Annotated in this window: 30 protein-coding genes; 15 read left to right on the forward strand and 15 right to left on the reverse strand. The window is 57.6% G+C overall.

Annotated features, from left to right (window positions below):
- Window positions 1-3: 3 nt before the first annotated feature.
- The 4 genes from WCX49_RS08425 to WCX49_RS08440 all read left to right on the forward strand — a co-directional run bounded on the left by WCX49_RS08425 (window position 4) and on the right by WCX49_RS08440 (window position 3,597).
- A complete protein-coding gene (locus WCX49_RS08425) occupies window positions 4-681 on the forward strand; it encodes a TIGR01621 family pseudouridine synthase (RefSeq protein WP_345984654.1) in 678 nt (225 codons plus the stop codon).
- Window positions 682-763: 82 nt separating this feature from the next.
- On the forward strand, window positions 764-2,113 hold the full coding sequence (locus WCX49_RS08430) for an FAD-dependent oxidoreductase (RefSeq protein WP_345984655.1): 1,350 nt from the start codon (window positions 764-766) through the stop codon (window positions 2,111-2,113).
- Window positions 2,110-3,222 (forward strand): glycosyltransferase, encoded by a 1,113-nt coding sequence (locus WCX49_RS08435; RefSeq protein WP_345984656.1) that lies wholly within the window; start codon window positions 2,110-2,112, stop codon window positions 3,220-3,222. The genes WCX49_RS08430 and WCX49_RS08435 overlap by 4 nt, the downstream gene beginning before the upstream one ends.
- Before the next feature lie 57 nt (window positions 3,223-3,279).
- A complete protein-coding gene (locus tag WCX49_RS08440) occupies window positions 3,280-3,597 on the forward strand; it encodes a pyrimidine/purine nucleoside phosphorylase (protein ID WP_345984657.1) in 318 nt (105 codons plus the stop codon).
- A 6-nt stretch (window positions 3,598-3,603) separates the two neighbouring features.
- On the opposite strand, the gene WCX49_RS08445 is transcribed toward WCX49_RS08440, so the two are convergent.
- From WCX49_RS08445 to WCX49_RS08455, 3 genes are all read right to left on the reverse strand, one after another.
- Window positions 3,604-4,167, reverse strand: coding sequence for a DJ-1 family glyoxalase III (locus WCX49_RS08445; protein ID WP_345984658.1), 564 nt, complete (start codon window positions 4,165-4,167; stop codon window positions 3,604-3,606).
- 93 nt (window positions 4,168-4,260) lie between these two features.
- Window positions 4,261-4,827, reverse strand: coding sequence for an elongation factor P (gene efp / locus WCX49_RS08450; protein WP_345984659.1), 567 nt, complete (start codon window positions 4,825-4,827; stop codon window positions 4,261-4,263).
- 63 nt (window positions 4,828-4,890) lie between these two features.
- Window positions 4,891-5,439, reverse strand: coding sequence for a hypothetical protein (locus WCX49_RS08455; RefSeq protein WP_345984660.1), 549 nt, complete (start codon window positions 5,437-5,439; stop codon window positions 4,891-4,893).
- 96 nt (window positions 5,440-5,535) lie between these two features.
- Between WCX49_RS08455 and WCX49_RS08460 the strand changes: the two genes are divergently transcribed.
- The 4 genes from WCX49_RS08460 (at window position 5,536) to msrB (ending at window position 7,823) form a co-directional block, all read left to right on the forward strand.
- Window positions 5,536-6,186: a hypothetical protein gene (locus tag WCX49_RS08460; RefSeq protein WP_345984661.1), complete on the forward strand. Its 651-nt coding sequence runs from the start codon at window positions 5,536-5,538 to the stop codon at window positions 6,184-6,186.
- A 233-nt stretch (window positions 6,187-6,419) separates the two neighbouring features.
- A complete protein-coding gene (locus WCX49_RS08465; protein WP_345984662.1) occupies window positions 6,420-6,665 on the forward strand; it encodes a helix-turn-helix transcriptional regulator in 246 nt (81 codons plus the stop codon).
- A 335-nt stretch (window positions 6,666-7,000) separates the two neighbouring features.
- Complete coding sequence (locus WCX49_RS08470; RefSeq protein WP_345984663.1) at window positions 7,001-7,285, forward strand: HU family DNA-binding protein; 285 nt, start codon at window positions 7,001-7,003, stop codon at window positions 7,283-7,285.
- A gap of 139 nt (window positions 7,286-7,424) precedes the next feature.
- Entirely contained in the window at window positions 7,425-7,823 is a 399-nt protein-coding gene (msrB, locus tag WCX49_RS08475) for a peptide-methionine (R)-S-oxide reductase MsrB (protein WP_345984664.1), read from the forward strand.
- On the opposite strand, the gene WCX49_RS08480 is transcribed toward msrB, so the two are convergent.
- On the reverse strand, window positions 7,820-8,326 hold the full coding sequence (locus WCX49_RS08480; RefSeq protein WP_345984665.1) for an outer membrane beta-barrel protein: 507 nt from the start codon (window positions 8,324-8,326) through the stop codon (window positions 7,820-7,822). The genes msrB and WCX49_RS08480 overlap by 4 nt on opposite strands.
- 74 nt (window positions 8,327-8,400) lie before the next feature.
- Between WCX49_RS08480 and WCX49_RS08485 the strand changes: the two genes are divergently transcribed.
- Window positions 8,401-8,940 (forward strand): peptidylprolyl isomerase, encoded by a 540-nt coding sequence (locus tag WCX49_RS08485; protein ID WP_345984666.1) that lies wholly within the window; start codon window positions 8,401-8,403, stop codon window positions 8,938-8,940.
- A gap of 6 nt (window positions 8,941-8,946) precedes the next feature.
- On the opposite strand, the gene WCX49_RS08490 is transcribed toward WCX49_RS08485, so the two are convergent.
- From WCX49_RS08490 to WCX49_RS08515, 6 genes are read right to left on the reverse strand one after another with little or no spacing between them, the layout of a single operon-like run.
- The gene (locus WCX49_RS08490; RefSeq protein ID WP_345984667.1) at window positions 8,947-10,533 is read right to left on the reverse strand and encodes an inorganic phosphate transporter; all 1,587 of its coding nucleotides are present in this window, start codon (window positions 10,531-10,533) and stop codon (window positions 8,947-8,949) included.
- Between the two features lie 20 nt (window positions 10,534-10,553).
- Window positions 10,554-11,696, reverse strand: a complete 1,143-nt coding sequence (gene folP, locus WCX49_RS08495) for a dihydropteroate synthase (RefSeq protein ID WP_345984668.1) — start codon at window positions 11,694-11,696, stop codon at window positions 10,554-10,556.
- Window positions 11,686-12,309 carry a DNA polymerase III subunit delta' gene (locus tag WCX49_RS08500; protein ID WP_345984669.1) on the reverse strand — a complete coding sequence of 208 codons (624 nt, stop codon included), beginning with the start codon at window positions 12,307-12,309 and terminating at the stop codon, window positions 11,686-11,688. The genes folP and WCX49_RS08500 overlap by 11 nt, the downstream gene beginning before the upstream one ends.
- Complete coding sequence (locus tag WCX49_RS08505; RefSeq protein WP_345984670.1) at window positions 12,302-12,850, reverse strand: HobA family DNA replication regulator; 549 nt, start codon at window positions 12,848-12,850, stop codon at window positions 12,302-12,304. Before WCX49_RS08505 ends, WCX49_RS08500 begins: the two co-directional genes overlap by 8 nt.
- Window positions 12,851-12,856: 6 nt before the next feature.
- Window positions 12,857-14,068 (reverse strand): aspartate kinase, encoded by a 1,212-nt coding sequence (locus WCX49_RS08510; RefSeq protein ID WP_345984671.1) that lies wholly within the window; start codon window positions 14,066-14,068, stop codon window positions 12,857-12,859.
- Window position 14,069: 1 nt separating this feature from the next.
- On the reverse strand, window positions 14,070-14,540 hold the full coding sequence (locus WCX49_RS08515) for an RNA pyrophosphohydrolase (protein ID WP_345984672.1): 471 nt from the start codon (window positions 14,538-14,540) through the stop codon (window positions 14,070-14,072).
- 172 nt (window positions 14,541-14,712) lie between these two features.
- On the opposite strand from WCX49_RS08515, the gene hemW reads away from it, so the two are divergent.
- The 4 genes from hemW to queA all read left to right on the forward strand — a co-directional run bounded on the left by hemW (window position 14,713) and on the right by queA (window position 18,108).
- Window positions 14,713-15,768, forward strand: coding sequence for a radical SAM family heme chaperone HemW (gene hemW / locus WCX49_RS08520; protein WP_345984673.1), 1,056 nt, complete (start codon window positions 14,713-14,715; stop codon window positions 15,766-15,768).
- A gap of 110 nt (window positions 15,769-15,878) precedes the next feature.
- The gene (gene tatB / locus WCX49_RS08525; RefSeq protein ID WP_345984674.1) at window positions 15,879-16,307 is read left to right on the forward strand and encodes a Sec-independent protein translocase protein TatB; all 429 of its coding nucleotides are present in this window, start codon (window positions 15,879-15,881) and stop codon (window positions 16,305-16,307) included.
- 3 nt (window positions 16,308-16,310) lie between these two features.
- Window positions 16,311-17,111, forward strand: a complete 801-nt coding sequence (gene tatC / locus WCX49_RS08530) for a twin-arginine translocase subunit TatC (RefSeq protein ID WP_345984675.1) — start codon at window positions 16,311-16,313, stop codon at window positions 17,109-17,111.
- Window positions 17,092-18,108, forward strand: coding sequence for a tRNA preQ1(34) S-adenosylmethionine ribosyltransferase-isomerase QueA (queA, locus tag WCX49_RS08535; protein WP_345984676.1), 1,017 nt, complete (start codon window positions 17,092-17,094; stop codon window positions 18,106-18,108). The genes tatC and queA overlap by 20 nt, the downstream gene beginning before the upstream one ends.
- A gap of 8 nt (window positions 18,109-18,116) precedes the next feature.
- Here queA and WCX49_RS08540 read toward each other — a convergent pair whose 3' ends face one another.
- Window positions 18,117-18,623 (reverse strand): heme-binding protein, encoded by a 507-nt coding sequence (locus tag WCX49_RS08540; RefSeq protein WP_345984677.1) that lies wholly within the window; start codon window positions 18,621-18,623, stop codon window positions 18,117-18,119.
- A 111-nt stretch (window positions 18,624-18,734) separates the two neighbouring features.
- Between WCX49_RS08540 and WCX49_RS08545 the strand changes: the two genes are divergently transcribed.
- A complete protein-coding gene (locus WCX49_RS08545; protein WP_345984678.1) occupies window positions 18,735-19,274 on the forward strand; it encodes a lipocalin family protein in 540 nt (179 codons plus the stop codon).
- A 4-nt stretch (window positions 19,275-19,278) separates the two neighbouring features.
- Here WCX49_RS08545 and WCX49_RS08550 read toward each other — a convergent pair whose 3' ends face one another.
- From WCX49_RS08550 to WCX49_RS08565, 4 genes are all read right to left on the reverse strand, one after another.
- Complete coding sequence (locus WCX49_RS08550) at window positions 19,279-19,821, reverse strand: nitroreductase family protein (RefSeq protein ID WP_345984679.1); 543 nt, start codon at window positions 19,819-19,821, stop codon at window positions 19,279-19,281.
- A gap of 79 nt (window positions 19,822-19,900) precedes the next feature.
- Entirely contained in the window at window positions 19,901-20,683 is a 783-nt protein-coding gene (locus WCX49_RS08555) for a DNA-processing protein DprA (protein WP_345984680.1), read from the reverse strand.
- Window positions 20,667-21,656, reverse strand: a complete 990-nt coding sequence (locus WCX49_RS08560) for a divergent polysaccharide deacetylase family protein (protein WP_345984681.1) — start codon at window positions 21,654-21,656, stop codon at window positions 20,667-20,669. The genes WCX49_RS08555 and WCX49_RS08560 overlap by 17 nt, the downstream gene beginning before the upstream one ends.
- Before the next feature lie 92 nt (window positions 21,657-21,748).
- A complete protein-coding gene (locus WCX49_RS08565; protein WP_345984682.1) occupies window positions 21,749-21,961 on the reverse strand; it encodes a hypothetical protein in 213 nt (70 codons plus the stop codon).
- A gap of 214 nt (window positions 21,962-22,175) precedes the next feature.
- On the opposite strand from WCX49_RS08565, the gene WCX49_RS08570 reads away from it, so the two are divergent.
- The gene (locus WCX49_RS08570) at window positions 22,176-23,780 is read left to right on the forward strand and encodes a cation:proton antiporter (RefSeq protein ID WP_345984683.1); all 1,605 of its coding nucleotides are present in this window, start codon (window positions 22,176-22,178) and stop codon (window positions 23,778-23,780) included.

Below are 23,780 nucleotides of genomic sequence, written 5' to 3' on the forward strand. Positions count from 1 at the left end.
CGCATGATCCTTGTTTTTGACCACCATGATTTTGCCGTCGTCGCCAAACCCGCCGGGATGAGCTTTCACAGCGAATCCGGGGCCGGGTTCGTCGTGCAGGCTGCCGAGCTCACCGGATGCCCCCTCTACCCCGTCCACCGCCTCGACAAGATGACCTCCGGGCTTGTCATCCTCGCCAAGAGCAGCGAAGCGGCTGCCGCCTTTACGGCACTGTTCGAAACCCGCTCTGTCGAGAAGTACTACCTCGCGCTCAGCCTGCGCAAACCGAAAAAGAAGCAGGGGTGGATCAAGGGCGACATGGCCAAAGCGCGCCGCGGCGACTGGAAGCTGCTCAAGACGATGGAGAACCCGGCGGTGACCCGCTTCATCTCCGCCCCCCTGCACGAGGGGGAGCGCGCCTTCCTCGTCAAACCCTACACCGGCAAGACCCACCAGATCCGCGTGGCACTGAAAAGCCTGGGCTCCCCCATCGCCGGGGACATCCGATACGCCGACAAGACAGAAGCGGACAAAGAGGCGCGCGGCTATCTGCACGCCTACGCCCTGCGCTTCACCTACAACGGCGAGCTTTTCAGTTTCACCCTTCCCCCCGACGAAGGGGAGCGTTTTCTGTCACCGGCATTTACCGATCTGCTGCAGACATGGCAGGCCCCCTGGGAACACTTTCCCGAAAAGAAATAGGCATCCCCGTTACCGCACGAGGTATTTTTTTGCGTTATACTTGAAGCACCACGACCCCTAAGGGTCAGAGCGGAGTGACAACGTGAACCCCTCAACCTACGACGTCCTTATTATCGGCGGCGGTATCTCCGGTGCGGCGCTGCTCTATGCCCTGGAGCGTTATACCGACCTGGGGACCCTCTGCCTCCTGGAAAAATACGGCGCGCTCGCCACGCTCAATTCCAGCGCCACTTCCAACTCCCAGACCCTGCACTGCGGCGACATCGAGACGAACTACACGCTGGAGAAAGCGGCCAAGGTCAAACGGACCGCCAAGATGGTCGAGAAGTACTGCCTGCAGCACGGCTACGAGAACAACATCATCCATGCCCACCAGAAGATGGCCCTGGGCGTCGGGTACGATGAAGTCAACTTTATGACGAAGCGCCACGAGGAGTTCAGTACCCTCTACCCCTACCTGCGTATCTTTGACCGTGAAACGCTCAAACGGATCGAACCCGCCGTCGTGTACGACGCCGACGGCAAGGAGCGCCTCGAACCCATCGTCGGTGTCGGCGTACAGGGAGAGTACACCACCGTCGACTTCAAACGCCTCAGCGACTCCTTCGTCGAGAATGCCATGCAGAGCAGCAGTAAACACACCGACGTTTTTTTCAACCAGCACGTCATGAAGATCGACAAACGCGGAGAGCTGTACGAGGTCCATACCGGCAGCCGCACCTACTACGCCCGCTTCGTCGTCGTCGACGCCGGTGCCCACAGCCTCTTTCTTGCCCACCGCATGGGGTACGGGCTCGATTTCGGCATTCTGCCGATGGCCGGCAGCTTCTACCGTTCGACCAGGCATATCCTGAACGGCAAGGTCTACATGGTGCAGAACCCCAAACTGCCCTTTGCCGCCCTGCACGGCGACCCGGACCTGCTGCTGGGCGGCCTCACCCGTTTCGGCCCCACCGCCCTGATGCTGCCCAAACTGGAACGCTACAAGCGGGGAACGTATCTCGATTTTCTCCGTACCCTCCGCTTCGACCACAATATCGCGAGCATCTTCTACGATCTGCTCAAAGACCCGGACATCCGCAACTACGTTCTGCGCAACTTCCTCTTCGAAGTGCCGTGGCTGAACAAACGCCTCTTTGTGAAGGATGCGCGCAAGATCGTCCCCTCGCTGCAGCTCTCCGACATCGAGTACGCCTCCGGCTTCGGCGGGGTCCGCCCCCAGGTGCTCGATAAAAAGCAGCGCAAACTGCTATTGGGCGAGGAGAGCATCGATACCGGGGAGGGGATCGTCTTCAACATGACGCCTTCGCCGGGGGCGACGAGCTGCCTGGGCAACGCCCGGCGCGACGTGGAGACGGTCTGCGCCTACCTCGGCCGCCGCTTCGACCACGCCCGCTTCGACGCGGAACTTACCGAAGGAGACCGGACATGAAAAAGCTGCTCTACATCACGGACCAGCAGGAGTACGCCGACCACGGTACCATCGCCCCGCTGTTCGGGCACTACCTCAAAAAACACCTGCAGGTCACGATCGTCTACTACACGCGATACAAGGACAGCTTCCAGTACAAAGGCGACGACTGCATCGTTCCCGAGGGCGAACTGCAGAACATTGTCGGCTACCTCGACAAAGAGGGAGTCGACCTCGGCAGCTTTGATTTCATCCTCGTGCGTAACCGCTTCGATATTCTGCGCACGGTGCTCGCCCACCGCGTCCGCTACGGCTACAGGGTCGGTTTCCGCCTCTCCTTCCCCAAGACCGAAACGGCCTACGCTGCGATGATGGCCAAATACAAACGTGCCTTTTTCCCCGCACTGGCCCTGAAGTACAAGCGCGGCCGGGAACGGAAACTCATCGAAGCGTGCGACCTCTTCCTCCCGTCATCTGCCATGCTGGCCGCGGGGCTCTATCCCGGCCTCGGCCTGCCGACGCTCCCCCTGCCCGCCGGGATCGACCCGGCGCACGTCTCGGCACCGAAAAGCGATTTCACGACGCCGCGCCGCTTCATCTACGTCGGCTCCCTCGACCCGCTCCGCCGTTTCGAAACGCTGCTCGACGCTTTCGCCACGCTCACCCGCCTCGAGTGGAGACTGGATATCTCCACCTTCGACCCGACCTACCTCAAAACAATCCTCAAAGGCTATCCACAGCTCTCCGGGCGCATCCGGATCCTGCAGGCCTCCAACCTCACGGAGCTGGGACGGCAAATCCGAGACTGTGACGTCGGCCTGGCCCTGATGCCCGCACTGCCCATCTTCGCCATGACTCTCCCGGCCAAGGTGATGGATTACTACGCCGCGGGCGTCCCGGCCCTGCTCACCGACACGCCCAAGAACCGCGACCGGCTGCGCGACGGGGACGAAGCCTTCTTCTGCGCCTTTGACGCTGCCGCCATCGCCGCGACGCTCGAGAGCCTGATCCGGTGCGACGGCAATCAGCTGTCAAAGGTCCGCGAACAGGGGCTGGGGAGGCTGCTCGGGGCGGGAAGAAGCTACGACATTATGGCCGAACAGCTCCACCGCCGGCTCCTCACGTTGTGAACGCAGAATTTGCATAGGAATTCTTGGCTACAATGACGCAAAAATGAAGGAGTATTCATGTCTACATTTGAAAATGTCAGTGTTCAGAAAGAAGCAAATGTCTATTTCGGAGGGAACGTCACGAGCCGTACGCTCACCCTGCCCGACGGCAGCGTCTTAACCCTCGGCATCATGCTGCCGGGCGAATACGAGTTCGGCACGGGCAAACCGGAACTGATGGAGATCTACGACGGTGAGCTGGATATCCTGCTGCCGGGCGAAAGCGCTTGGCAGACGATCCACGGCGGTGAGAGTTTCAGCGTCGAAGGCAACGCCAAGTTCCAGGTCCGCGTCAAAAGCATCACGGACTACTGCTGCACCTACCTCGACGCGTAACGCCGCTCAGGCGCAGTAATCGGCGAGCAGCCCGCGCTTTACACTCTCATAGGCGGACTCCCCCGCCAGTTTTTTCACAATCGCAAGCCCGAAACAGATCGCCGTCCCGGGCCCGCGTGACGTCATGACGTTCGCGTCTTCCACGACCGCGGCGCGATCGCCCTGGAACCCCTCCGTACGGATCTCTTTCTCCACACCGGGATAAGCGGTATAGTTCGGTTTGAGCACACCGGCGGCATTGAGCGCGATCGGTGCGGCGCAGATGGCGCCAATCGGTTTGCCCTTGGCATCCATCGCCGCCAGCAGCGACTGGACGCCGGCATGTTCCGCCAGACGCTTCGTACCGCCGCCCCCGCCGGGCAGCACGATCATATCGATATCGTCCGCACCCAGCTCCCCGATCGCCCTCTCCGCCTTGACGATCAGGCCATGCGCCCCTTCCACTTCCAGTTCCATATCCAGCGAACGGACCAGGACCTCAAGCCCTCCGCGGCGCAGCACGTCGATCACGGCGACGGCTTCAATCTCTTCAAACCCTTCGGCCAGCGGGACCAATACTTTTTTCGGCATAAAAAACTCCTCAATCGGCTTAATAGGACAATTGTAGCACGGAAGAAAAAAAGAGGGAGGAAAACCCCCGGGCAGGATGCCGGGGAAGCGGGATTATTTTACTTTTTCGATGTACTCGCCGTCAACAGTGTTGACCTTGATCGTATCGCCTTCGAGAACATGATAGGGGACCTGTACAACGGCACCGGTCTCCAGGGTTGCCGGTTTTTTGGAACCGCTGGAAGTGTCGCCTTTGAAGTTCGGCGGCGTTTCGGCAACGACCAGTTCCATCGTATCCGGCGCATCGACGGAGATCGCCTGGCCGTTGTGGAAAACGATCTCCACGTTGGTACCGTCTTTGAGCCACTTCATCGCCTCTTCGCACTGCTCATACAGCAGGCCGAGCTGCTCGTAACTCTCGTTATCCATGAACTGGAGCATTTCGCCGTCATCGTAAAGGTACTGCATCGTTTTGTGTGCCATGTTCGGCACTTCGAACTTGTCACCGGCGTGGACCGTCTTCTCGATCACTTTCCCGTTGAGGAAACTCTTCACTTTCATACGGACGAACGCCGCGCCCTTACCCGGTTTGACGTGTTGGAATTCCACCACTTTGTAAGGAACGCCCGCGATTTCGAGGCGCACGTTTTTCTTGATGTCACCCATTCCGATTGTTGCCATCATATACCCTTAGATTATAATTTTCCGGGATTTTACACTATTTTCGCTAAAAAGCGGCGCGAGTCACTTGTACCAGTGACGGCGGATACGCTGTCCCGCTTCATACTCGTCAACCAAAACGCGCGGAGGGGTTCCGCGGGAGAGGGAGACGATGATATTGCGCTGTCCGTCGACAATGAGCATCTCGCCGTGTTCCATCGTCGTAAAGTCGCCGCGGCTGACATGGTCGTAGACGATGCTGAGGATATGATCGTACTTGGGCAGGGTAAAGCCCTTGATGTCGAGGCCGTCGACGAAATGCTGGTAGAGCAGCCGTTTTGCAAGCTGAAGTGTCGCAAAGAAGGTCGCCGTACTGCGCAGTGACGGCGTCTTGACCAGGGGACGCTGCAGGTCGCCCAGCGGGTTGATCATATCGCTTTTGGCGCAGGCCATGCCGACCATCGCGGCGAAGTGGGCTTCGCGGCTGCCGGCATAGTAGGCCGACAGCCCCGATTTGCATGCCTGCCGGAAGTCACCGTCGCGGTAGAGGGCGAGCACCTGCTTCGTATCGGCGCCATAGCTTGAGAGCGTCAGGAGCGCCAGGAGTGTCATTAGGGGAAAAAATCGCTTCATGGGGGAATTATAGCACTTCTCCCGGCCGTGCAAAAAACCCGCGATCCCCCCGCCGCAGGGCGCACCTTCAAGCAAGTTTCGCTAAAATCGTTCCCCATGCAGATAACGATCGATGAATACGCCAACCGCTTCAAAATGTCCAAAGAGATGATCCGCGCCAAACTGCGTGCGGGCAGACTGCCGCACACCGTCGTCGACGGCACGACCTACATCAGCGTCGAGGGTGCCGCAACCGCTGCCCCGGCTGCAGCGGCACCCCAGCGCACAACCGCCGGTGCCGTCATCATGATGTACCAGAAGGAGAATGCGGAACTCAAGCGTAAGATCGGCGAACTCGAGGCGAAGATCGACCGCCTTATCGGCGACAAGGAGCAGATGCTGCGCGAAGAGCGCGACCGCATCGAGGGGATCTACGTCTCCCGGGACGAGCAGCTCAAATCCTTTCTCGAGCTGGTCAATGCCAAACTGGTCCAGGAGGGCTTCAAGCTCGCTTCCCAGAGCAGTGCATCCGATATGGCCGACACCCCCGCGTACGCCGACCACACTGCACAGACACCCGCACCGCTCCCGGAGCAGATCGAGCTTTTCCGTTACCTCGAGGCCAAGCACTTCTCCTCTTCGGAAAAAAAGACGGTCAAGAAGCGCTTTGCCAAAGCGTACGGGAATGACGTCCGCGTGATCCAGCAAAACGGCGAATTCATCCTCGACTTCTCCAAGTACGACTACAGCGACCTCCTGGCGCGCTGAACGCGCCGCACCGCTCTCCCGCCACCGGCACCCTGTCACTCTATAACCACCCCCACCAGGCACCCTGCGGAAATAAACATCATATACACTATCCCGTATATATAATCCGCTTTTTCTCTTATAAAATACTATTTTTGTATACTAAATACTGTTTTATTCTATAAATACACTATAAATGTATTTTATATACGGTTTTTTGCTTTATTTAAGAATCCTTCTTCTACAATGGAGCAATGGAACTCTCCGATCTTTTCAATATTCTGCACAACGCGGTGGAAGCCCAGGGCAACGGCAAGAAGATCACCCAAAAAGAGATGGCGTCGCTGCTCGGGGTTTCCATGCGAACCTATCAGGACTGGCGCCTGGGAAACGCGAAGCCGCAGGCGGCCAAAGCGGTCATGCAGATGCTGGGGAGGCTCGAAGACGACGACATCATCAGGGTCGTACGGAAAATCAACCGGATGGAGGAAGCATCATGACGACATTGACACAAAAAGAGCGTGAAGATCTGCAGAGCGTTTTCAATTCGATCTCCGAACAGGAACCGTCCCGGGCCGCCAAAGTGCTCCATATAAAGAATATTATTTTTCTTTATATACAGTCGCGCCTCCATCTTCTGCTCAAAAAACGGGTTTCCTACCAGAAATAGGCACTTTCGGGGGACAAATCCCCCCAATTCCCCCCAAAATCAATCACTTGAAGATAAATTTAAGCAAACAGACTATAAAGTAACCGTCAGAACAGCTTTGAGAGCGCCAATCCCCTAAATTGCGTGCTCCAAGAGGTGTTATATTTCAATGACTTGGAGCGTTTTATGAACAAAGCACAGTTTGTCGAACTGGTTCAGAAGCACGGTGACTACAAAACAAAAGCAGAAGCAGAAGCTGCAATCAAAGCCTTTACTGATGCGGTAACAGATGCACTCGTAGCGAAAGAAGATGTCACACTTGTTGGCTTCGGTAGCTTTACATCTGCCCTGCAAAAAGGCAAAAGCGGTACAGTACCGGGTACGGACAAGAGCTATACTACAGCGGACAAAATGGTTCCGAAGTTCAAAGCAGGAAAAGGTCTCAAAGACCGCGTTGCCGAAGGCAAGTAACTCCTCACCCCTGGCCGCCGTCCGCGGCCGCTTTTCCCCACACCACCATTAACTTCTACGTCTAATCCTCCCATGCCTGATTTCAGACAGGATTGTTCTGGCACACTCATGCCTGTAATCATTTATGCAAAGGCATCATATGGAAAAAGTAACCAAAACCGAACAGGAGTGGCGTGCGCAGCTCTCGCCCGAAGCCTACCACGTCTGCCGCGAACACGGTACGGAAGCCCCCTTCAGCGGGAAATTTTACCAGCATAAAGGCGACGGGGTCTACCGCTGCGTCTGCTGTGATGCACCGCTGTTTACATCGGATACGAAGTTCGATTCGGGGACGGGATGGCCGAGCTATTTCGAACCCTACAGTGATGATGCGCTGGTGGAGATCAAAGATACGAGTTTCGGGATGGTTAGAATAGAAGTGCGGTGTGCGCTCTGCGACGCCCACCTGGGGCATGTCTTTCCCGACGGTCCGGAACCGACGGGGCTGCGCTACTGCATCAACTCCGTCTGCCTGACCTTCGATGAGGCGGATAGTTAGAAGTTGACGGCCAGACCGATCATGTAGTTGTTCATAGCTTCGGACGTGTTGACATACTCGACGTAGAGGTCCAGCTGGTTGTTCAGCTCGTACATCCCGGCAATACCACCGGAAATCGTGATATCGCCGCGAGTATGGATCTCATCTGCGAGGTTCGGGAAGATCACGCCGAATTTCGGGCGGACTTTGAATGCGGAACCCGGGATATCGATCGTGTAGGTCGCGTAAAAACCGAGGGTCGTGATGTCAATCTTGTTGTTAGTGTTGCTGTATTCCGGTGAGATCAGTGACGTACTCAGTTCCGCTTCAACGCCGAGGTTGTTCAGGACGTTGTCAAGCTCCAGCCCGCCTTTGATCGCCAGGCCGACGCCGTCATCAACATGTTTCGGCATCGCTTCGAGACCGATACCCGCGCCTACATAAAAGCCGTTGCTTGCCTGCTGCTGGGCATATGCCGAAGATGTGAGCAGCACTGCCGCCGCAATCGATACAATTTTTTTCATCATTTTATCCTTTCCGGTGTGATTGGCGGCATTATAGCACCATGAGATATAATGGCGGAAAAAAAGGAGAGCCCATGCGTAAATTTTTCGGCTTTTTCATCCTCTGTGTTGCGGCGGCCGCCCTCTTCGGTGCGGCGGACAAGCACCCCCATGTCCTATTGAAAACGACCCAGGGGACGATCGAACTCGAGATCCGCGACGACCTCGCGCCCCTGGCGGCGGAGAACTTCCTGACCCATGTCAAAGAGGGCTACTACGACGGGATTATCTTTCACCGTATTATCAAGGGCTTTATGATCCAGGGCGGAGACCCGACCGGTACCGGCCGCGGCGGCGAATCCATCTGGCACAGACCGTTCAAAAACGAATACGCCCCCAATGTCGTCTTCGACAAACCGGGTATCCTCGCCATGGCCAATGCCGGGCGCAATACCAACGGCAGCCAGTTCTTCATCACCACGGCGGCGGCCCCCTGGCTCAACGGCGGCTATACCATCTTCGGTTATGTCGTCAAAGGGATGGATGTCGTTTATAAACTGGAAGGGGTTCGGACAGGCAGACAGGACCGTCCGCTGGAGTCGCAGACAATCCTCAAGGCAAGCGTCGCTAAGTAGCGGCGCTTAGAGCATCATACCGCGGATCGTGTAGAAGATCGCAGCGGCAAGCACGGCGGCGGCGGGAACCGTGATCACCCACGCCGCGATAATCTTCTTGATCGCATCGCGCTTGACATACTTGATCTTCTGGGCACGCTTGAGCTGCTTTTTGTCGAGACGGATCTTCTCCTCTTCATCCTCGATCATCTGGTACAGCTGAACGATACGTTCATAATCTTCCTGGCTTTTGCCCTGTTTCGCTTCCAGGGTCTCTTTTTCGGCATTGAGCGCGTGCAGCAGCTTCTCATCCTCGGCCAGCTGGCGGCGTTCGACGCGGATCAGCTCCTCCTCCTTCGTATGGTAGAGGAACTCGCGCAGGAAACCGACACCGAAGACACCGCCGATGGCGATGTGCGTCGAGCTGACCGGCAGGCCGAGCTGCGAGGCGACGATGACGGTAATGGCCGCCGCCATGGCGATGCTGTAGGCGCGGACCTGGTCAAGCTCGGTGATCTCGCTGCCGACGGTGCGGATCAGTTTCGGTCCGTAGAGCGCCAGCCCCAGTGCGATCCCGACGGCACCGACGAGCATGACCCACATCGGGATGCTCGCCTTGGTACTGATGACACTGTTCTGTACGGCATCGGCGATCCCCGCCAGCGGACCGACGGCGTTCGCAACGTCGTTGGCCCCGTGGGCGAAACTGAGCAGCGCCGCGGCGAAGATCAGGGGGATGGTAAAGAGTTTGTTGACGTCATCCCGGTGGTTGCGCAGGGAAACAGCCGCCTTGGCAACCATCGGCTTGACCACGAGGTAGATGGCGGCGGCAGCGGCAAAACCGATCCCGAGTGCCGTCAGAAAGTCGACCTTGACGATGTGCTTGACCCCTTTAAGCATCAGGTAGGTGACAAAGGCCCAGCCCATGATCGCGACGTAGAGCGGGACCATCTTCTTCATCGCACTCAGTTTATCCTCTTTATAGATCATCGTTTTCTTGATCGTGAAGAGGAAGAGCGCGGCGATCACCCCGCCGAGCACCGGCGAGATCACCCAGCTGGCGGCGATGGTGCCCATCGTCCCCCAGGCGACGGCGCCGAAACCTGATGCGGCAATCCCCGCACCCATGACGCCCCCGACGATGGAGTGCGTCGTCGAGACCGGTGCACCCATCGTCGTCGCCAGGTTCAGCCAGAGTCCGCCGGCCAGCAGTGCCGCCGTCATCGCCCAGATGAACTGGGAAGCATCCACGAAGGCCGAAGGATCGATAATCCCCTTCTTGATCGTGCCCACGACATCGCCGCCGGCAATGAGGGCACCGCTCGCTTCAAAGATGGCCGCGATAATGATCGCACCGCCCATCGTCAGCGCCCGCGAGCCTACCGCGGGACCGACATTGTTCGCCACGTCGTTCGCACCGATGTTCAGCGCCATATAGGCCCCGAACAGTGCGGCGATCGCCAGGAAAAGGCTGTTGGTAACGCCCGAATGCGTTACGGAACTGTAAAAGAGTACACCGACCATGAAAAAGAGGGCAAGCCCCAGTTTCGTGAAATCGTTTTTCGAGCTTTTGACAGCCTTCTTCTCCATTTTTTTGACGGTTCTAATATCCATCGTTTCTCCCCAATTGATATTTATGCGTGGTAAAGTGCCTCGTAAATTTTCAGCGCCTGTGTATGCGCCTTGACGTCATGCGCCCGGATGATCTCGGCACCGTTACGCACGGCTTCGAGATGCAGGGCCAGCGTTCCCGGTAACCGCTCAGACGGTTCGGAGGGAACAATTTTAGCAATCATCGACTTACGGCTGGCCCCGACGAGCAGCGGGTACCCGAAGCGTCTGAAATGTTCCAGGTCGCGGATGAGTTTGAGGTTGTGCTCCAGGGTTTTTCCGAAGCCGATGCCGACGTCCAGAACGATCTGCTCGACCCCGAATGCTTTCGCCTTGGCGATGCGTGATTCGAAAAAGTCGGTCAGCTCCCCGAAAAGGTCATTGTACTCCGGCTGCGCCTGCATGGTCTGCGGGGTTCCCTGCATGTGCATGATGACGGCCGTGGCCCCGTATTCGCCGCAGAGCTTCGCCACGGCATCGTCGGCCAGGCCTGTAATGTCATTGACGATACTGAAACCGCGTTCGAGCGCATAGGAGATGACCCTCGGGGCATAGCTGTCGAGGCTGAACGCCGCACGCTCGTAGAGGCGGTGGGCATAGGCCGCGTCAATGACGGGCTTTACCCGTTCGAGCTCTTCATGTTCGGGCACCGCCGCCGACCCCGGCCGGGAAGAGACCCCGCCGAGATCGATGATCAGCGCCCCCTCCTCGATCATCGTTTCGATATGCGCCACCGCGGCGCTGTCTTTGAAGCGGCTCCCCGCGAAGAAGCTGTCCTCGTTGGTATTGACGACCCCCATGACCTTTACCGGTCCGGGCTTTTGCATACCGGCGAAACGCTTGAGCTCTGCGGCCAGCTCTTTGAGGCCGAAGGGCTGTGCCAGCTCCTTGCGGGAGAGTTCCTGCAGCTGCCTCGAAGTCGCCAGCAGCAGGGCATCGACCCGCGGTGTTTTTGCGACGATGGTGCCTTTGGGCACGGCCAGGTCCGCGCCGACGGAGAGGGCATCCTGCTTGAGGATATTCGCCGCGCCGACATGGAGGTCACGGATGTAGAGGAAGTGGAGTGCCGCCTTGGCAGCAAGGATCTTCCGCCCGCCTGCATCGACGTCGAGGCGTTCCAGAAGCGCCGCGATGTCGCTCCGGGTTGAGAGCTGTTCAACCCGCACGCCGCTGCTCCGGTAAAAAGGACATCAAGACGCTCAGAAGAACGTTCTGCAGCCGGGCGTTCACTTCCAACAGCCGGAACGCCCGGTCGAAGGCGTCGAGCTGCTCTTCGCTCAGCGGCAGTTTCTCGACGACGCTCGCCTGGTAGAAGAGCCGCTCGATCAGGGCCTTGGACTCGTGGCGGTCCATCCGTCCCACCGAGGTGACGAAACCGTACAGTGCCCCCAGGTCAAGCGCTCCGAGGGTCAGTTCGACCCCCTGCGGCGCTTCGCCGGAAAGCTCATTGAGGATCGGAAGGCGCGAACGGACCGTCGGCAGCAGGACCGACTTGCTCAAGGCGATGATGACGAGGGCGATATTGGTCGGAGGTTCTTCGAGGAGTTTGAGCAGGGCGTTCTGGGAGTAGACGTTGAACTGTTTCGCCGCCAGCACAACGTATTTCAGCGACGCCTCGCTGATATAGGCTTCGGCGATGACCGCCTTGGCGTCTTCGATGAGGAAGTCGTCGCGGACGAATCCGACGACGCGGCTCGGATGGACCGCCTGCCTGAAGGCTTCGAAACGCTCCTCGATCTCTTCGGCGAGGATGATGTGGCTGCGTTCGAAACTACTCATCCGTATCGATTTCCCCGAAGAGCACGGCATTGAGCGAAAGATCGAAAAGCCGGTAGAGCTGGATCAGCTTGATATCCAGGTAGGGGTCGAAGGAGCGCAGTTTCATCGCATGCCCGAACTCCTCGTCAAGGAGCCACAGACAGCTGTTGTCCGCCCGCTTGGCGATCTCGGAGCGCGGATCGCTCCCCTTGCCGACGTACCAGAAGAAGTAGTTGCTGTCGAAGGAGAGGTCGAGCATATCCGTCAGCATGTCCATCGCGTCCCCGCTCGTCATCTCGTCGAACTCCGGGTAGATACGGTCCAGGCTGATCAGCGGGACCATCGGCCGGTCGTTGGAGAGCTGGTTGATCGTCGTGGAGATGTAGTGCTGGAACCATTTGCGTTTGCGGTCGGTCACCAGGACGATCGTCTTGCCCGAAACGATCTGTGACACGGCCAGCATCGTGGATGCCGTCCATTCGAAACGGTTCTCTTCGACCCAGTTGAACGACGTCCCTTCGGCGCGTATGGTCTCGAGCATCCATTTCATGAACGACTGCATGGGGGGTTACTTCTCCAGTTCGTAAACGCTGTGAAGCGCGCGTACCGCCAGTTCGGCGTATTTTTCGTCGATGACCATGGAGACCTTGATCTCGGAGGTCGAGATCATCATGATGTTGATGTTTTCCTGTGCCATCGACTTGAACGCCTTCGCGGCAACGCCCGTGTGCGATTTCATGCCGACACCGACGATGGAGACCTTGCAGATCTTCTCGTCGTAGCTTGCTTCTTTGATCTCGCCCTTTTCGATAAAGGTTTCGACGACCTTTTTCGCGTCGCCCAGTTCGTTCATCGGGACCGTGAAGTCCATGTTGGTCGAATCGTCATGCCCCAGGGTCTGGATGATCATGTCGATGTTGACGTTGCTCGCCGCCAGCTTGCCGAAAATATCGGAAGCGATGCCCGGACGGTCGACAACGCCTCCCAGTGAGATACGCGCCTGATTACGGTCGAGCGCCACACCGCTAACCAATGGTTTTTCCATAATGTTCTCTTCCTTTGTGATCAATGTCCCTTCGGCATCCGAAAAGCTCGAACGGGTGACGAGGTTGACGTTAAGTTTCTTGGCCAGTTCGACCGAACGGTTCTGCAGGACTTTCGCCCCGAGCGACGCGAGTTCAAGCATCTCGTCATAGGAGATCTGCTCCAGCTTCTTCGCTTTGGGTTCGATGCGCGGATCCGTCGTATAGATCCCGTCAACGTCGGTGTAGATCTCGCAGAGGTCCGCTTCGAGCGCCCCGGCGATCGCCACGGCGGAGAGGTCGCTTCCGCCGCGTCCGAGGGTCGTGACACGGCCCAGCTCGTTGACACCCTGGAAACCGGCGACGACCACCACTTTGCCCTCGCCGAGCGCACGGCGCATCGGCGTCGGGTCGATATGCTCGATCCGCGCTTTCGTATGGACCGTATCGGTCACGATTCCCGCGCGGCGGCCGCTCATGGACTCTGCCGGGAGGCCCATTTCATTGAGTGCGATGGAGAGCAGCGCCGCCGTCACCCGTTCGCCGGAGCTCAGCAGCATATCCACCTCTTCGCGCTTGGGGTTGTCGCTGTAGTGTTCGGCGTAGGCGACCAGTTTGTTGGTCTCGCCGCTCATCGCCGAAACGACGACCACGACGTCGTTCCCCTCTTTGACTGTTTTGGCAACGCGGTCGGCAACGTTCTGGATGCGTTCCAGATCGCCGACGCTCGTACCACCGTATTTTTGAACAATCAGCATCTTACAGATACCCCTTTGCTTGAAAATAGCCGATCACCTTCTCATAGATCGGTTTTTTGAAGTGTGCAACGTAGTCGTACAGTGCATCGATCTCGATGAACTTGTAATCGATAAATTCCGGATGTTTCGTCTCCAGGTTGATCTTCGCCTTGGGTTTGAGACGGACCAGGAAATAGCGCTGCGTCTGCCCGAAATAGGGGCGCATGCGCTCCGCGACGTGCGCCGGAAAATCGTAGGCCAGCCACTCCGGGTATTCGGCGACGACTTCCACCTTTTTCGTTCCGATCTCCTCTTCGATCTCGCGCAGCAGCGCCTCTTCGGGAGACTCACCCTTGTCGATCCCACCCTGCGGGAACTGCCAGATGCCGCTGATATCACTGCGCTCGGCAATGAAGATCTGTTTGACATCGGGGTATTCCGGCGACACGATGATGGCCGCAACGTTCGGACGATAGGGTTTGACGGATTCCATGAGCCTCTTTACTCGTTTTGGAGCACCTCTAATAACCCCAGCACAACCCGGGTAGGGTTATGAGAAGTGCCCGCTGTTTTCAATGCGCGTATTATAGGGCAAGCGCGGTTAAATCGTGCTTGTTTTTCGCACATCTCAACGACGCCTAACGTCCGAACGATTACAATGCCGTATGCTTTTATACGTCCATATCCCGTTTTGCGACAGCAAGTGCCACTACTGCAGCTTCAACTCCTATGTCGACAAGTTCGGACTACGGCGCGATTACATGGCGGCGCTCCTCCGGCAGCTGGAGGGTGAACTCGCACGCCTGAACCCGGCGCCGCAGAGCATCGAGACCCTCTTTTTCGGCGGCGGGACGCCTTCGACCGTCGCACCGGAACTGTATGCCCCGCTCTTTGAACGCCTGTATCCTTTTCTGAAACCCGGTGCGGAGATCACCAGCGAAGCCAACCCCAACAGTGCCACGCCCGAGTGGCTCGCGGGCATGAAAGCGCTGGGGGTGAACCGTATCAGTTTCGGCGTGCAGAGTTTCGATCCCGAAAAACTGAAACGCCTGGGGCGCGCCCATACCCCCGACCAGGCACTGGCGGCCGTCACCGCGGCACACAGCGCCGGGTACGAGCACCTCTCCATCGACCTCATTTACGGCGTCGCCGGGGACACGAAAGCAGTGCTGGAGCACGACCTGGAACAGGCGTTCACTCTCCCCATCGACCACCTCAGCGCCTACGCCCTCACCATCGAGGAGGGGACCCCCTTCTCCGCGACGCCGGAGGTCGCCGACGAGAAACTGCCGCTGACCGCATGGCTCTTCGGGCAGATCAAAGCGCACGGTTTTGAGCAGTACGAGATCTCGAATTTCGGCCGCTACCGCTCCCGCCACAACCTCGGCTACTGGGAGTACAAGCCCTACATCGGCCTGGGTGCCGGCGCCGTCGGCTGCATCGACTCCGTCCGCTACTACCCCCACCGCGACGTCGAAGCCTACATCGCCGACCCCCTTTTCCGTACGACCGAACCCCTCGATGCGGAAGCGGTCAAAACCGAACACCTCTTTCTCGGCCTGCGCTCCGTCGTAGGCGTCCCTGAAACGCTGCTCGAGCCGGAGGAGCTGCAGCGCGCCCGCTGGCTCGAAGAGGAGGGAAAACTGCGCTTCGAGGGCGGCCGTTTTTACAATACGGACTACCTGCTCAGTGACGAGATCGTCCTCTACCTTCAGGGCTGAATGCGCCTGTTCGCCTCCCCTTAAACCTCCTATGCTATAATCCCGGATCATAAATTTAACTAAGGGGAGAACCGCCGTGCAACCGCGGCGGCGCCCTGACGGGAAACGCCATGTTCGGAATGGGATTTTCGGAGATCCTTATCATCGCTATTATCGCCATCTTGTTCCTGGGACCGGACAAACTGCCCCAGACCATGGTCGATATCGCCCGTTTCTTCCGCAGTGCCAAGCGGACACTGGCTTCGGCCAAAGCTTCCATCGAGGAAGAGCTGCACGTTGATGACATCAAACGCGAAGTCAACAGCTACAAGGACAACCTGCTCGAGGAGAAAGAGAAACTGAGCAAGGCCAGCGCCTTCACCGAACTGACCGACGAATTCGACGCCGTCATCGATATGGCGGACACGACGACCGTGCAGACTCCCGCGCCCCAGAAGCCGAAAGCCGAAGCCGCCCCGGATGCCAAGAAGCCGGAAGTCGTCACCTTCAGCAAAAAGAAAAAAAGTGCCGACAACGGCAACGATACCGAGGAAGCCTAACCTATGTTCGACGAACTGCGTCCCCACCTTGTAGAACTGCGTAAACGCCTGGGCATCTCCGTCCTGACACTGATCGGCATGTTCTTCGTCATGTTCTATTTCCACGAGCCGATCCTCGAATGGATGATCCAGCCGCTTAACGATGCCCTGATCGAAGTCGGCAAAAAGTCCGTCAACGCCGCCAACGGCATGGTGACGACCAACCAGGTCGGCGGGGCCTTCTTCGTCGCCCTGAAGGTCGCCTTCTTCGCGGCACTCCTCGGCGCGCTACCGGTCATCCTGTGGCAGATCTGGCTCTTCATCGCGCCGGGACTCTACGAGAACGAAAAGAAGATGATCCTCCCCTTCGTTTTCGGCGGAACGACGATGTTCGTCGTCGGCGTCGCCTTCGCCTACTATATCGTCACCCCCTTCGGGTTCGACTTCCTCATCACCTTCGGTAGCTTCAAGTTCACCCCGCTGATCAACATCGAGGATTACGTCGGCTTCTTTACGAAGATCATGTTCGGCTTCGGCCTGGCGTTCGAACTCCCCGTCTTTGCCTACTTCCTCGCCCTGCTCGGACTCGTCGACGACCGCCAAATGACCGCGTTCTTCAAATACGCCATCGTTCTGATCTTTATCGTCGCCGCCCTGCTGACCCCTCCGGACGTCCTGACGCAGCTGCTGATGGCCGGTCCGCTCATCGTGCTCTACGGCTTCTCCATCCTCATCGTCAGAATGGTCAACCCGGCACCGAAAGAGGAAGAAGATGAGGAGGATGACGAAGACGAGGACGAGGCCGTTGCCCCTCAGAACATCTAGTTACGACTTCACCCTCCCCGAAGCGCTTATTGCCGTCCACCCGGCGCAGCCCCGTGATCACGCGCGGCTGCTCGTTTATGACCGCGCGACCGATACCGTCACCCATACGCGCTTCGACAAGATAGAGACCTTCCTGCCTGAAGCGTGCGGCATCATCTTCAACGACACCAAGGTCATCAAAGCCCGCCTTTTCGGCAAAAAAGAGAGCGGCGGAAAGGTCGAACTCCTTATCAACCGCCCTCTCGACGCCTACCGGGTCAGCGTCTATATCCGGGGCAAAATGAAAGCGGGATCCCGTCTGCACTTCGGCCAGGAACTCGAAGCCGTCGTCGAGACGCTCCATGATGACGGCAGCCGTACGGTCACGTTTGAGCGCGGCGGGGAGAAGCTGCGTTTCGAAGCCCTGCTGCCGATCATCGATATCATCGGGCATATGCCCCTGCCCCCCTACATCCAGCGCGAGGACAACGACGAGGATGCCGTGGAGTACCAGACGGTCTTTGCGAAAAACGAAGGCGCCGTTGCCGCACCGACAGCCTCCCTGCACTTTACCGACGCACTCTTCGCCTCGGTCTGTGCGCACCACCCCCACGCCTACGTGACCCTGCACGTCGGCGCCGGGACCTTCAAACCTGTTGAAGCGGAGATTATCACCGACCACCCGATGCACTCCGAGTACTACGAGATCCCGGACGACGCCAAGGCCCTTATCGACGGCGACCTTCCCCTGCTCTGCGTCGGTACGACCTCTACGCGGACCGTCGAGTACTATGTCCGCACACACGAGACCGGAGGCGAAGCGAACCTCTTCCTGCACCCCGGCAACCCGCCGCAGCGCGTCAACCACCTGCTGACCAATTTCCACCTGCCCAAATCGACCCTGCTGATGCTCGTCGCCTCCTTCGTCGGGCTGGAAAAGACCCACGAACTCTATGCCGAGGCGATCAAGGAGCAGTACCGCTTCTACAGCTACGGCGACGCGATGCTGATCCTCTAAGCCCCGCCCTACTCCTCGTCATCCTCCATCAGGGCGAATGCCAGCCGTTCCTTGAGCGATGCCAGCGCCTTCGCCGCACAGGCGGCATCCAGTTTGCCCCCGGGGGCGCCGCTGACACCGACGGCACCGAGCAGGGTATCCCCCGATTTGACCGGCAGGCCGCCTTCCATCATGATCAGCCCGTCGATGTTGTTCAGTTCGTTGCGGATATCGCTTCGGTTGGCGACGAAGGTCGTCGTATCCGTTCCTGCCATGATCACCGCATTGGCTTTCTGTTCGGCGATCTGCATCGTGAAACGCGCCGCATAGGTGTCGCGCATCGCCACCTGGACGTTGGCGCTGCGGTCGACCACGACGGCGCTGACCCAGTATCCCTCCTGACGGCAGGCTTCGACGGTGCGTTTGGCAATCTCGGAGGCAAGCCCCAGGTCCATACGTTCTATCCTGACGACATCGGCGGCGTTCAGCAGCAGCGGCGTCAGTGTCAATACACCCAAAACAGTTGCAAATTTCATAGCGGTTCCTTTGCCTAATCTGCCATCGATTATAGCAGACTCCCCCCCGGGACATAGCGGGAGAGTGAAAATGGTAAAATGACGTATACTCCACTATCAAACGGCGATATCATGACGAAACCCCTCGTACCACTCTTATTCGTACTGCTGCTCACCCTTCTGGACGGCTGCCAGCAAAAAGCACAGCTGCCCCTGCCTACCGTTGAGCATGTGGATCTGGAACGTTACGGGGGACTTTGGCATGAGATTGCCCGCTATGAAAACCGCTTTGAGGAGGGGTGCGTCGGGGCGACGGCGCGCTATCGCCTCCAGGACGGCCACGTCCGTGTCGTGAACAGCTGTTATGACGATGCGGGAAGGCTCAAAGACCAGGCGAAAGGCAAAGCCCATGTGGTCGAAGGCAGCGGCAACGCCAAACTCCGTGTCACGTTCTTCTGGCCCTTTTACGGGGATTACTGGATCATCATGCTTGCCGACGACTACCGCTACGCGGTCATCGGCGATCCGGAAAGAAAGTACCTCTGGATTCTGGCACGCGGCACGGTACTCAGTGACGAAGACCGCGGCATTATCCTCTCAAAACTTCCCGCGTTGGGATACGACCCCTTCAAGCTCTACTGGACAGGGTTCAAGGCGATGTGCAACCACTGAGTACTCAGGTCTCCCGCCGGTCTATGACGATCTCATCAAGTCCCAGACGCGGCGTCATCGTGTGGGATTCTTCCGTATAGCCCAGGGCGAGGACGGCATGCGGTTCAAGCCCCATGAGCCCGAAATGCTCTTTGGCCCGCTCCGTACTGAACCCTCCCATCGGGTGCACGGCAATACCCCGTTTATACGCTTCAAAGATCAGAAACGCCATGGCCGTGCCGCTGTCGAAAGCATGCCAGCGGTTCGGTTTCCGGTTGTATGCGAAGGTCTGGGTCGAACAGAGCAGCATCAGCATCGAGGCGGATGTGGCCCACTCCGCGTTCTTCGTCGAAAGGATCTCCAGGAAATCCTCCTTTTCCCCCAGCACGAAACGCCACGGCTGCTCGTTGAAACAGGAAGGCGCCGTCATCGCAGCTTCCAGTACCGCACAGAGGTCCTTCTCTCCCAGGGGCTTTTTTACAAACTGTTTAGGGGAGAACCGTTTCAAAAAGAGGTCGTCGATACCGTATTCCGTGCTGCGCATCTGCCATCCTTTGGAAAGAAACATCTACACATCATACGCTTATCGCGTTTAAATTTTTCCTTAATGCATCAAAAAAACGAGATCCGGATCACCGGCCGGAGGCTTAGACAAGAACGCTGATTTTTCCCGCGACCACCGCGATCTTCCCCTCGAGTTCGTAACGGAAAACCTCCTGCGGATAATCCCGGACGGCGTCCTCGTAACTCGGGGCGGTACGGCAGTAGTCCAGGAAAGCATCGCCGACGCAGCGGGCGGCTTCGCCGTAACCGCTGACAAAGGCGTCGATATCGTAGATCGCTTCGGCTTTCCCCTCTTTGAGGAGCCGGTTCGTTCCCTCGCTTTCACCGATGCGGTGCGGCAGTACGTAGATCTTCTTTCCCATACGCAAAGCATGTTCCACGCTGCGCATACTGCCGCTGTTTTCATCGGCCTGGGTGACGATCAGGGCGTCGCCGAGTGCGACGACGATCTCGTTGCGGACGACAAAACTCCACGGTGTCGCCTGGAAGCCGTCTGCAAAGGGGCTCAGAAGCAGACCGTCATGACCGATCGCATCGAGCAGCGCCCGGTTGGTCGCCGGGTAGCGGATGTCGATTCCGCTTCCGAGTACGGCGATCGTATTGGAGGCGCCGGCGGCCGCATGGGCGGTCGCATCGATGCCCATGGCACCGCCGCTGACGATACAGACGCCCGCCCTGGAGAGTTTGGCCGATAGTTCCGAGGTCATAAAACGGGAGTAGCCGTCGGCGCGGCGGGAACCGACAATGGAGAGTTTGACGCGCGACAGCAGTGCAGTGTTGCCGCAGTAATGGAGCTCACCGGGATACTTGCGCATCGCCTCGAGGGCCGGGACTTTCTCGAAGAGAAGCTCACTCATGGTTTTCATACGCTGCAAGCGTATCGATACGCACCAGTTTGACCGACTCCAGTACATCCTTCGATTCGGCAAGTCCCTGGAGCGTCTGCTTGTGCGGGTGGCCTATGACCACGACCGATCCGTACTTTTTGGCGATCTTCACCGCGCGGCGCACCTGTTTTTTCACCGCCTCGACATCGGGATCGTGATCCAGGAAAACATCGCGGCTTATGTAGGGACGGTGCAGTGTTTTCATCAGGGCCGGTACCGCCGTTTTACCGGTGGTACGGCTGTCGACAAAGGTGATCCCCTCGCGGTCGAGTGCGTAAAGCAACTTCTCCATCGCATCACGGTCGGCGGTAAACTTACTTCCCGTATGGTTGTTGACGAAAGCGACTTTCGGGAAAAGGTTCTTGATCTGGCGGATGCGCTCCTCGATCACAGCCTCGTCATCCCCGACATGCAGTGTCAAAGGCTCTTCGGCCGCAAAAGAGACCGCTTCCATCGGAAGGTGGACCATGTAGTAGGATTGCTTGGCCGCCAGCGCAGCCGAATCGGGGTGGCGCTTGGAAGGGGGGAGGAAGGACATCGTCACCGGCAGGTTCAATGCTTTGATATTGCGGACGTCATGGGCAAAGGAGACGTCATCGAAAATGATGGCCATCATCGGTTTCGTCCCCGCGTCAGGCTCGACTTTTTCGGCCCGTACCACCGGTTTCGGCGGTACTTTTTCATACTCATGGCTGGCCGTTCTCGCTTTCGCCTTTTTAAGTGCCTTTTGCAGTTCGGCACTGTGTTGGCGCTCTGTCAACAGCGCACCGCGATGCTCCTGTTTCCCTTGCTGATAACCGAAAAAATAGCCCCCCGCCGCCAGGATAAATGCGATAAGCAGGAAAATGAGTCCTTTGAGCAGCGCATAAAGAAAAGCGCTTTTTCTGCCCTTCGTCCTTGCCCTGCCCGTGGTGCGTTTCCTGGGTGCACTTTTCTTCCGCTGCTGCGCCATTCCGATCCCTCATGATTCTAATCGGCACATTGTAATCGGAATCGGATAACAGGGCGGTTAACAGGGCATTATGCCATCCGTTCGGGCTTCGTTCACTCCTCTTTGCGGCCGATCTGGATATCCTGACCGTCCCACTTCGTGTGCAGCCGGAACTCCTCAGCCAGCTCCCTGATGCGCATCACCTCCAGTACCCCCTGAGGGTCCATGGAGATCGCTTTGAGCACAATCGTCCCCGCGCTTGGTTCTTGAAGCGCATGATAATGCCAGTTGATCGTCGACAGCTTTGCATACAGTTCTTGTATCATCTGCACCCCTTTCTCATTTCATATCTATAGTGCATTATAGTTCTATTTGATTAATACATCAAATTATTTTGCAACTAATACTCACCAAAGATATTTTCTTTTAGACTAGTGTTCCTTTTTTTTACATCTTATTCCACACCATCACCCGAATTAATGCTCCATTTTTATGCATCGCATCCGGAAATATAAAACAAATCCGGCCTATACTTTCAGCATGGATCAATTACTTTTGGCTATTTTTCTGACCCTCGCCATCGCCGCGGTGCTGAGTATCCTGCTCAAACGTCTCGGCATCTCGCACCTTATCGGCTACATCCTCACGGGGACGATCATCAGCTACCTTTTCGGTTTCAACGGCCTGAGTATTCTCACCCTCGACGTCATCGGCGAATTCGGGATCGTCTTTTTGATGTTCACCATCGGTCTGGAGCTGAGCCTTGGACGGATCCGGAGTATGAAAGAGATTCTGCTGACAAACGGTCTGCTACAGGTGGGGCTCAGCGTCGTCGTCATTTTTGCCCTCGCCTACTTCATCTTCGCGCTGGACTATAAAACAGCGCTTATCGTCGCCCTGGCCTTCTCACTCTCATCGACCGCCATCGTGCTTACCTATCTGAAACAGTCCAAGGATATCCTGACCCCTTACGGGCAGATCTCGATGGGGATCCTCATCTTCCAGGACCTCGCCGTGATCCCGATCCTGCTGCTGATCAGTTTTCTCTCCAACCATGACCTCTCCATCGGCGAGGTGCTTCTCAAAACCGCTTTTTCGGCGGCCGTCGTCATCGCCTTTATGTTCACGGTCGGGGCGAAGAGCGTCAATGCCCTCCTGAAGTTTTCGGCGCGGACGGAACTGGACGAACTCTTTCTCGGCGCCGTTTTCGCCATTGTCATCGGCACCTCCCTGCTCGCCCACGGCATGGGCTTTACCTACTCGCTTGGGGCATTCATCGCCGGGATGATCATCGCCGACACCGATTACAGCGTCAAAGTCGAATCGGACATCGCCAGTTACCGCGACCTGCTGCTGGGGATCTTTTTTTTCGGGGTCGGAACGAAAATAGACCTGCTCTATTTCCTGCAGCATATCCACCTCATCCTCTTTGTCTTCGTCCTGGCAATGCTTTTCAAAGCCGCTGTCATCTACGCCATCATCCGCCGCAACAACGATAAGAACACCTCGGCCAAAAGTGCTCTGGCACTGGCCCAGATCGGTGAGTTCTCCTTTGCCGTCTTTGCCCTGGCCGGCACCGAGGGGCTCATCAGCAGCGAAGCCGCCAGCTTCCTCATCCTCGTGAGCGTCATCTCCATGATCCTCACCCCCCTCGTCGTCAACAACATCTACAAACTCTCCTCCTACTTTGAAAAAGAGTTTTACGAATCCGACGTCATCACCCCCATCGGGCGCAGCGGTCACATCGTCGTCGCCGGCTTTTCGACCCTGGGTAAGATCGTCTGCGCGGACCTCCACGCCAAAGAGGTCTCTTTTATCGTCATCACCGACAACCTCAAACAGGTCCTGCATGCGCGCAAACTCGGTTACATGGCCTACTTCGGCCACCTCAACAAACGCCCGGTACTCGAATCGCTGAATGTGGACAGCGCCAAAGCCGTCATCCTGACGGTCAACAGCGAACACAACAAGCGTCTCATCGGCGAGGCCGTCCGTGCCTTCACCAACTATCCCGACATCATTATGAAGATCGACACCCCTTTGGAACGGCGCCAACTCCGCAGCATTGAGGGTGCCCATTTCATCGATGCCAGTTTTGAGGTCTCCAGCCTCCTCGTCGAACAGGCGACCGCCGCCAAAACGTAA

The sequence above is a fragment of the Sulfurimonas sp. HSL-1656 genome (assembly GCF_039645585.1).
In the GTDB taxonomy this organism is placed as follows: Bacteria; Campylobacterota; Campylobacteria; order Campylobacterales; family Sulfurimonadaceae; genus Thiomicrolovo; species Thiomicrolovo subterrani.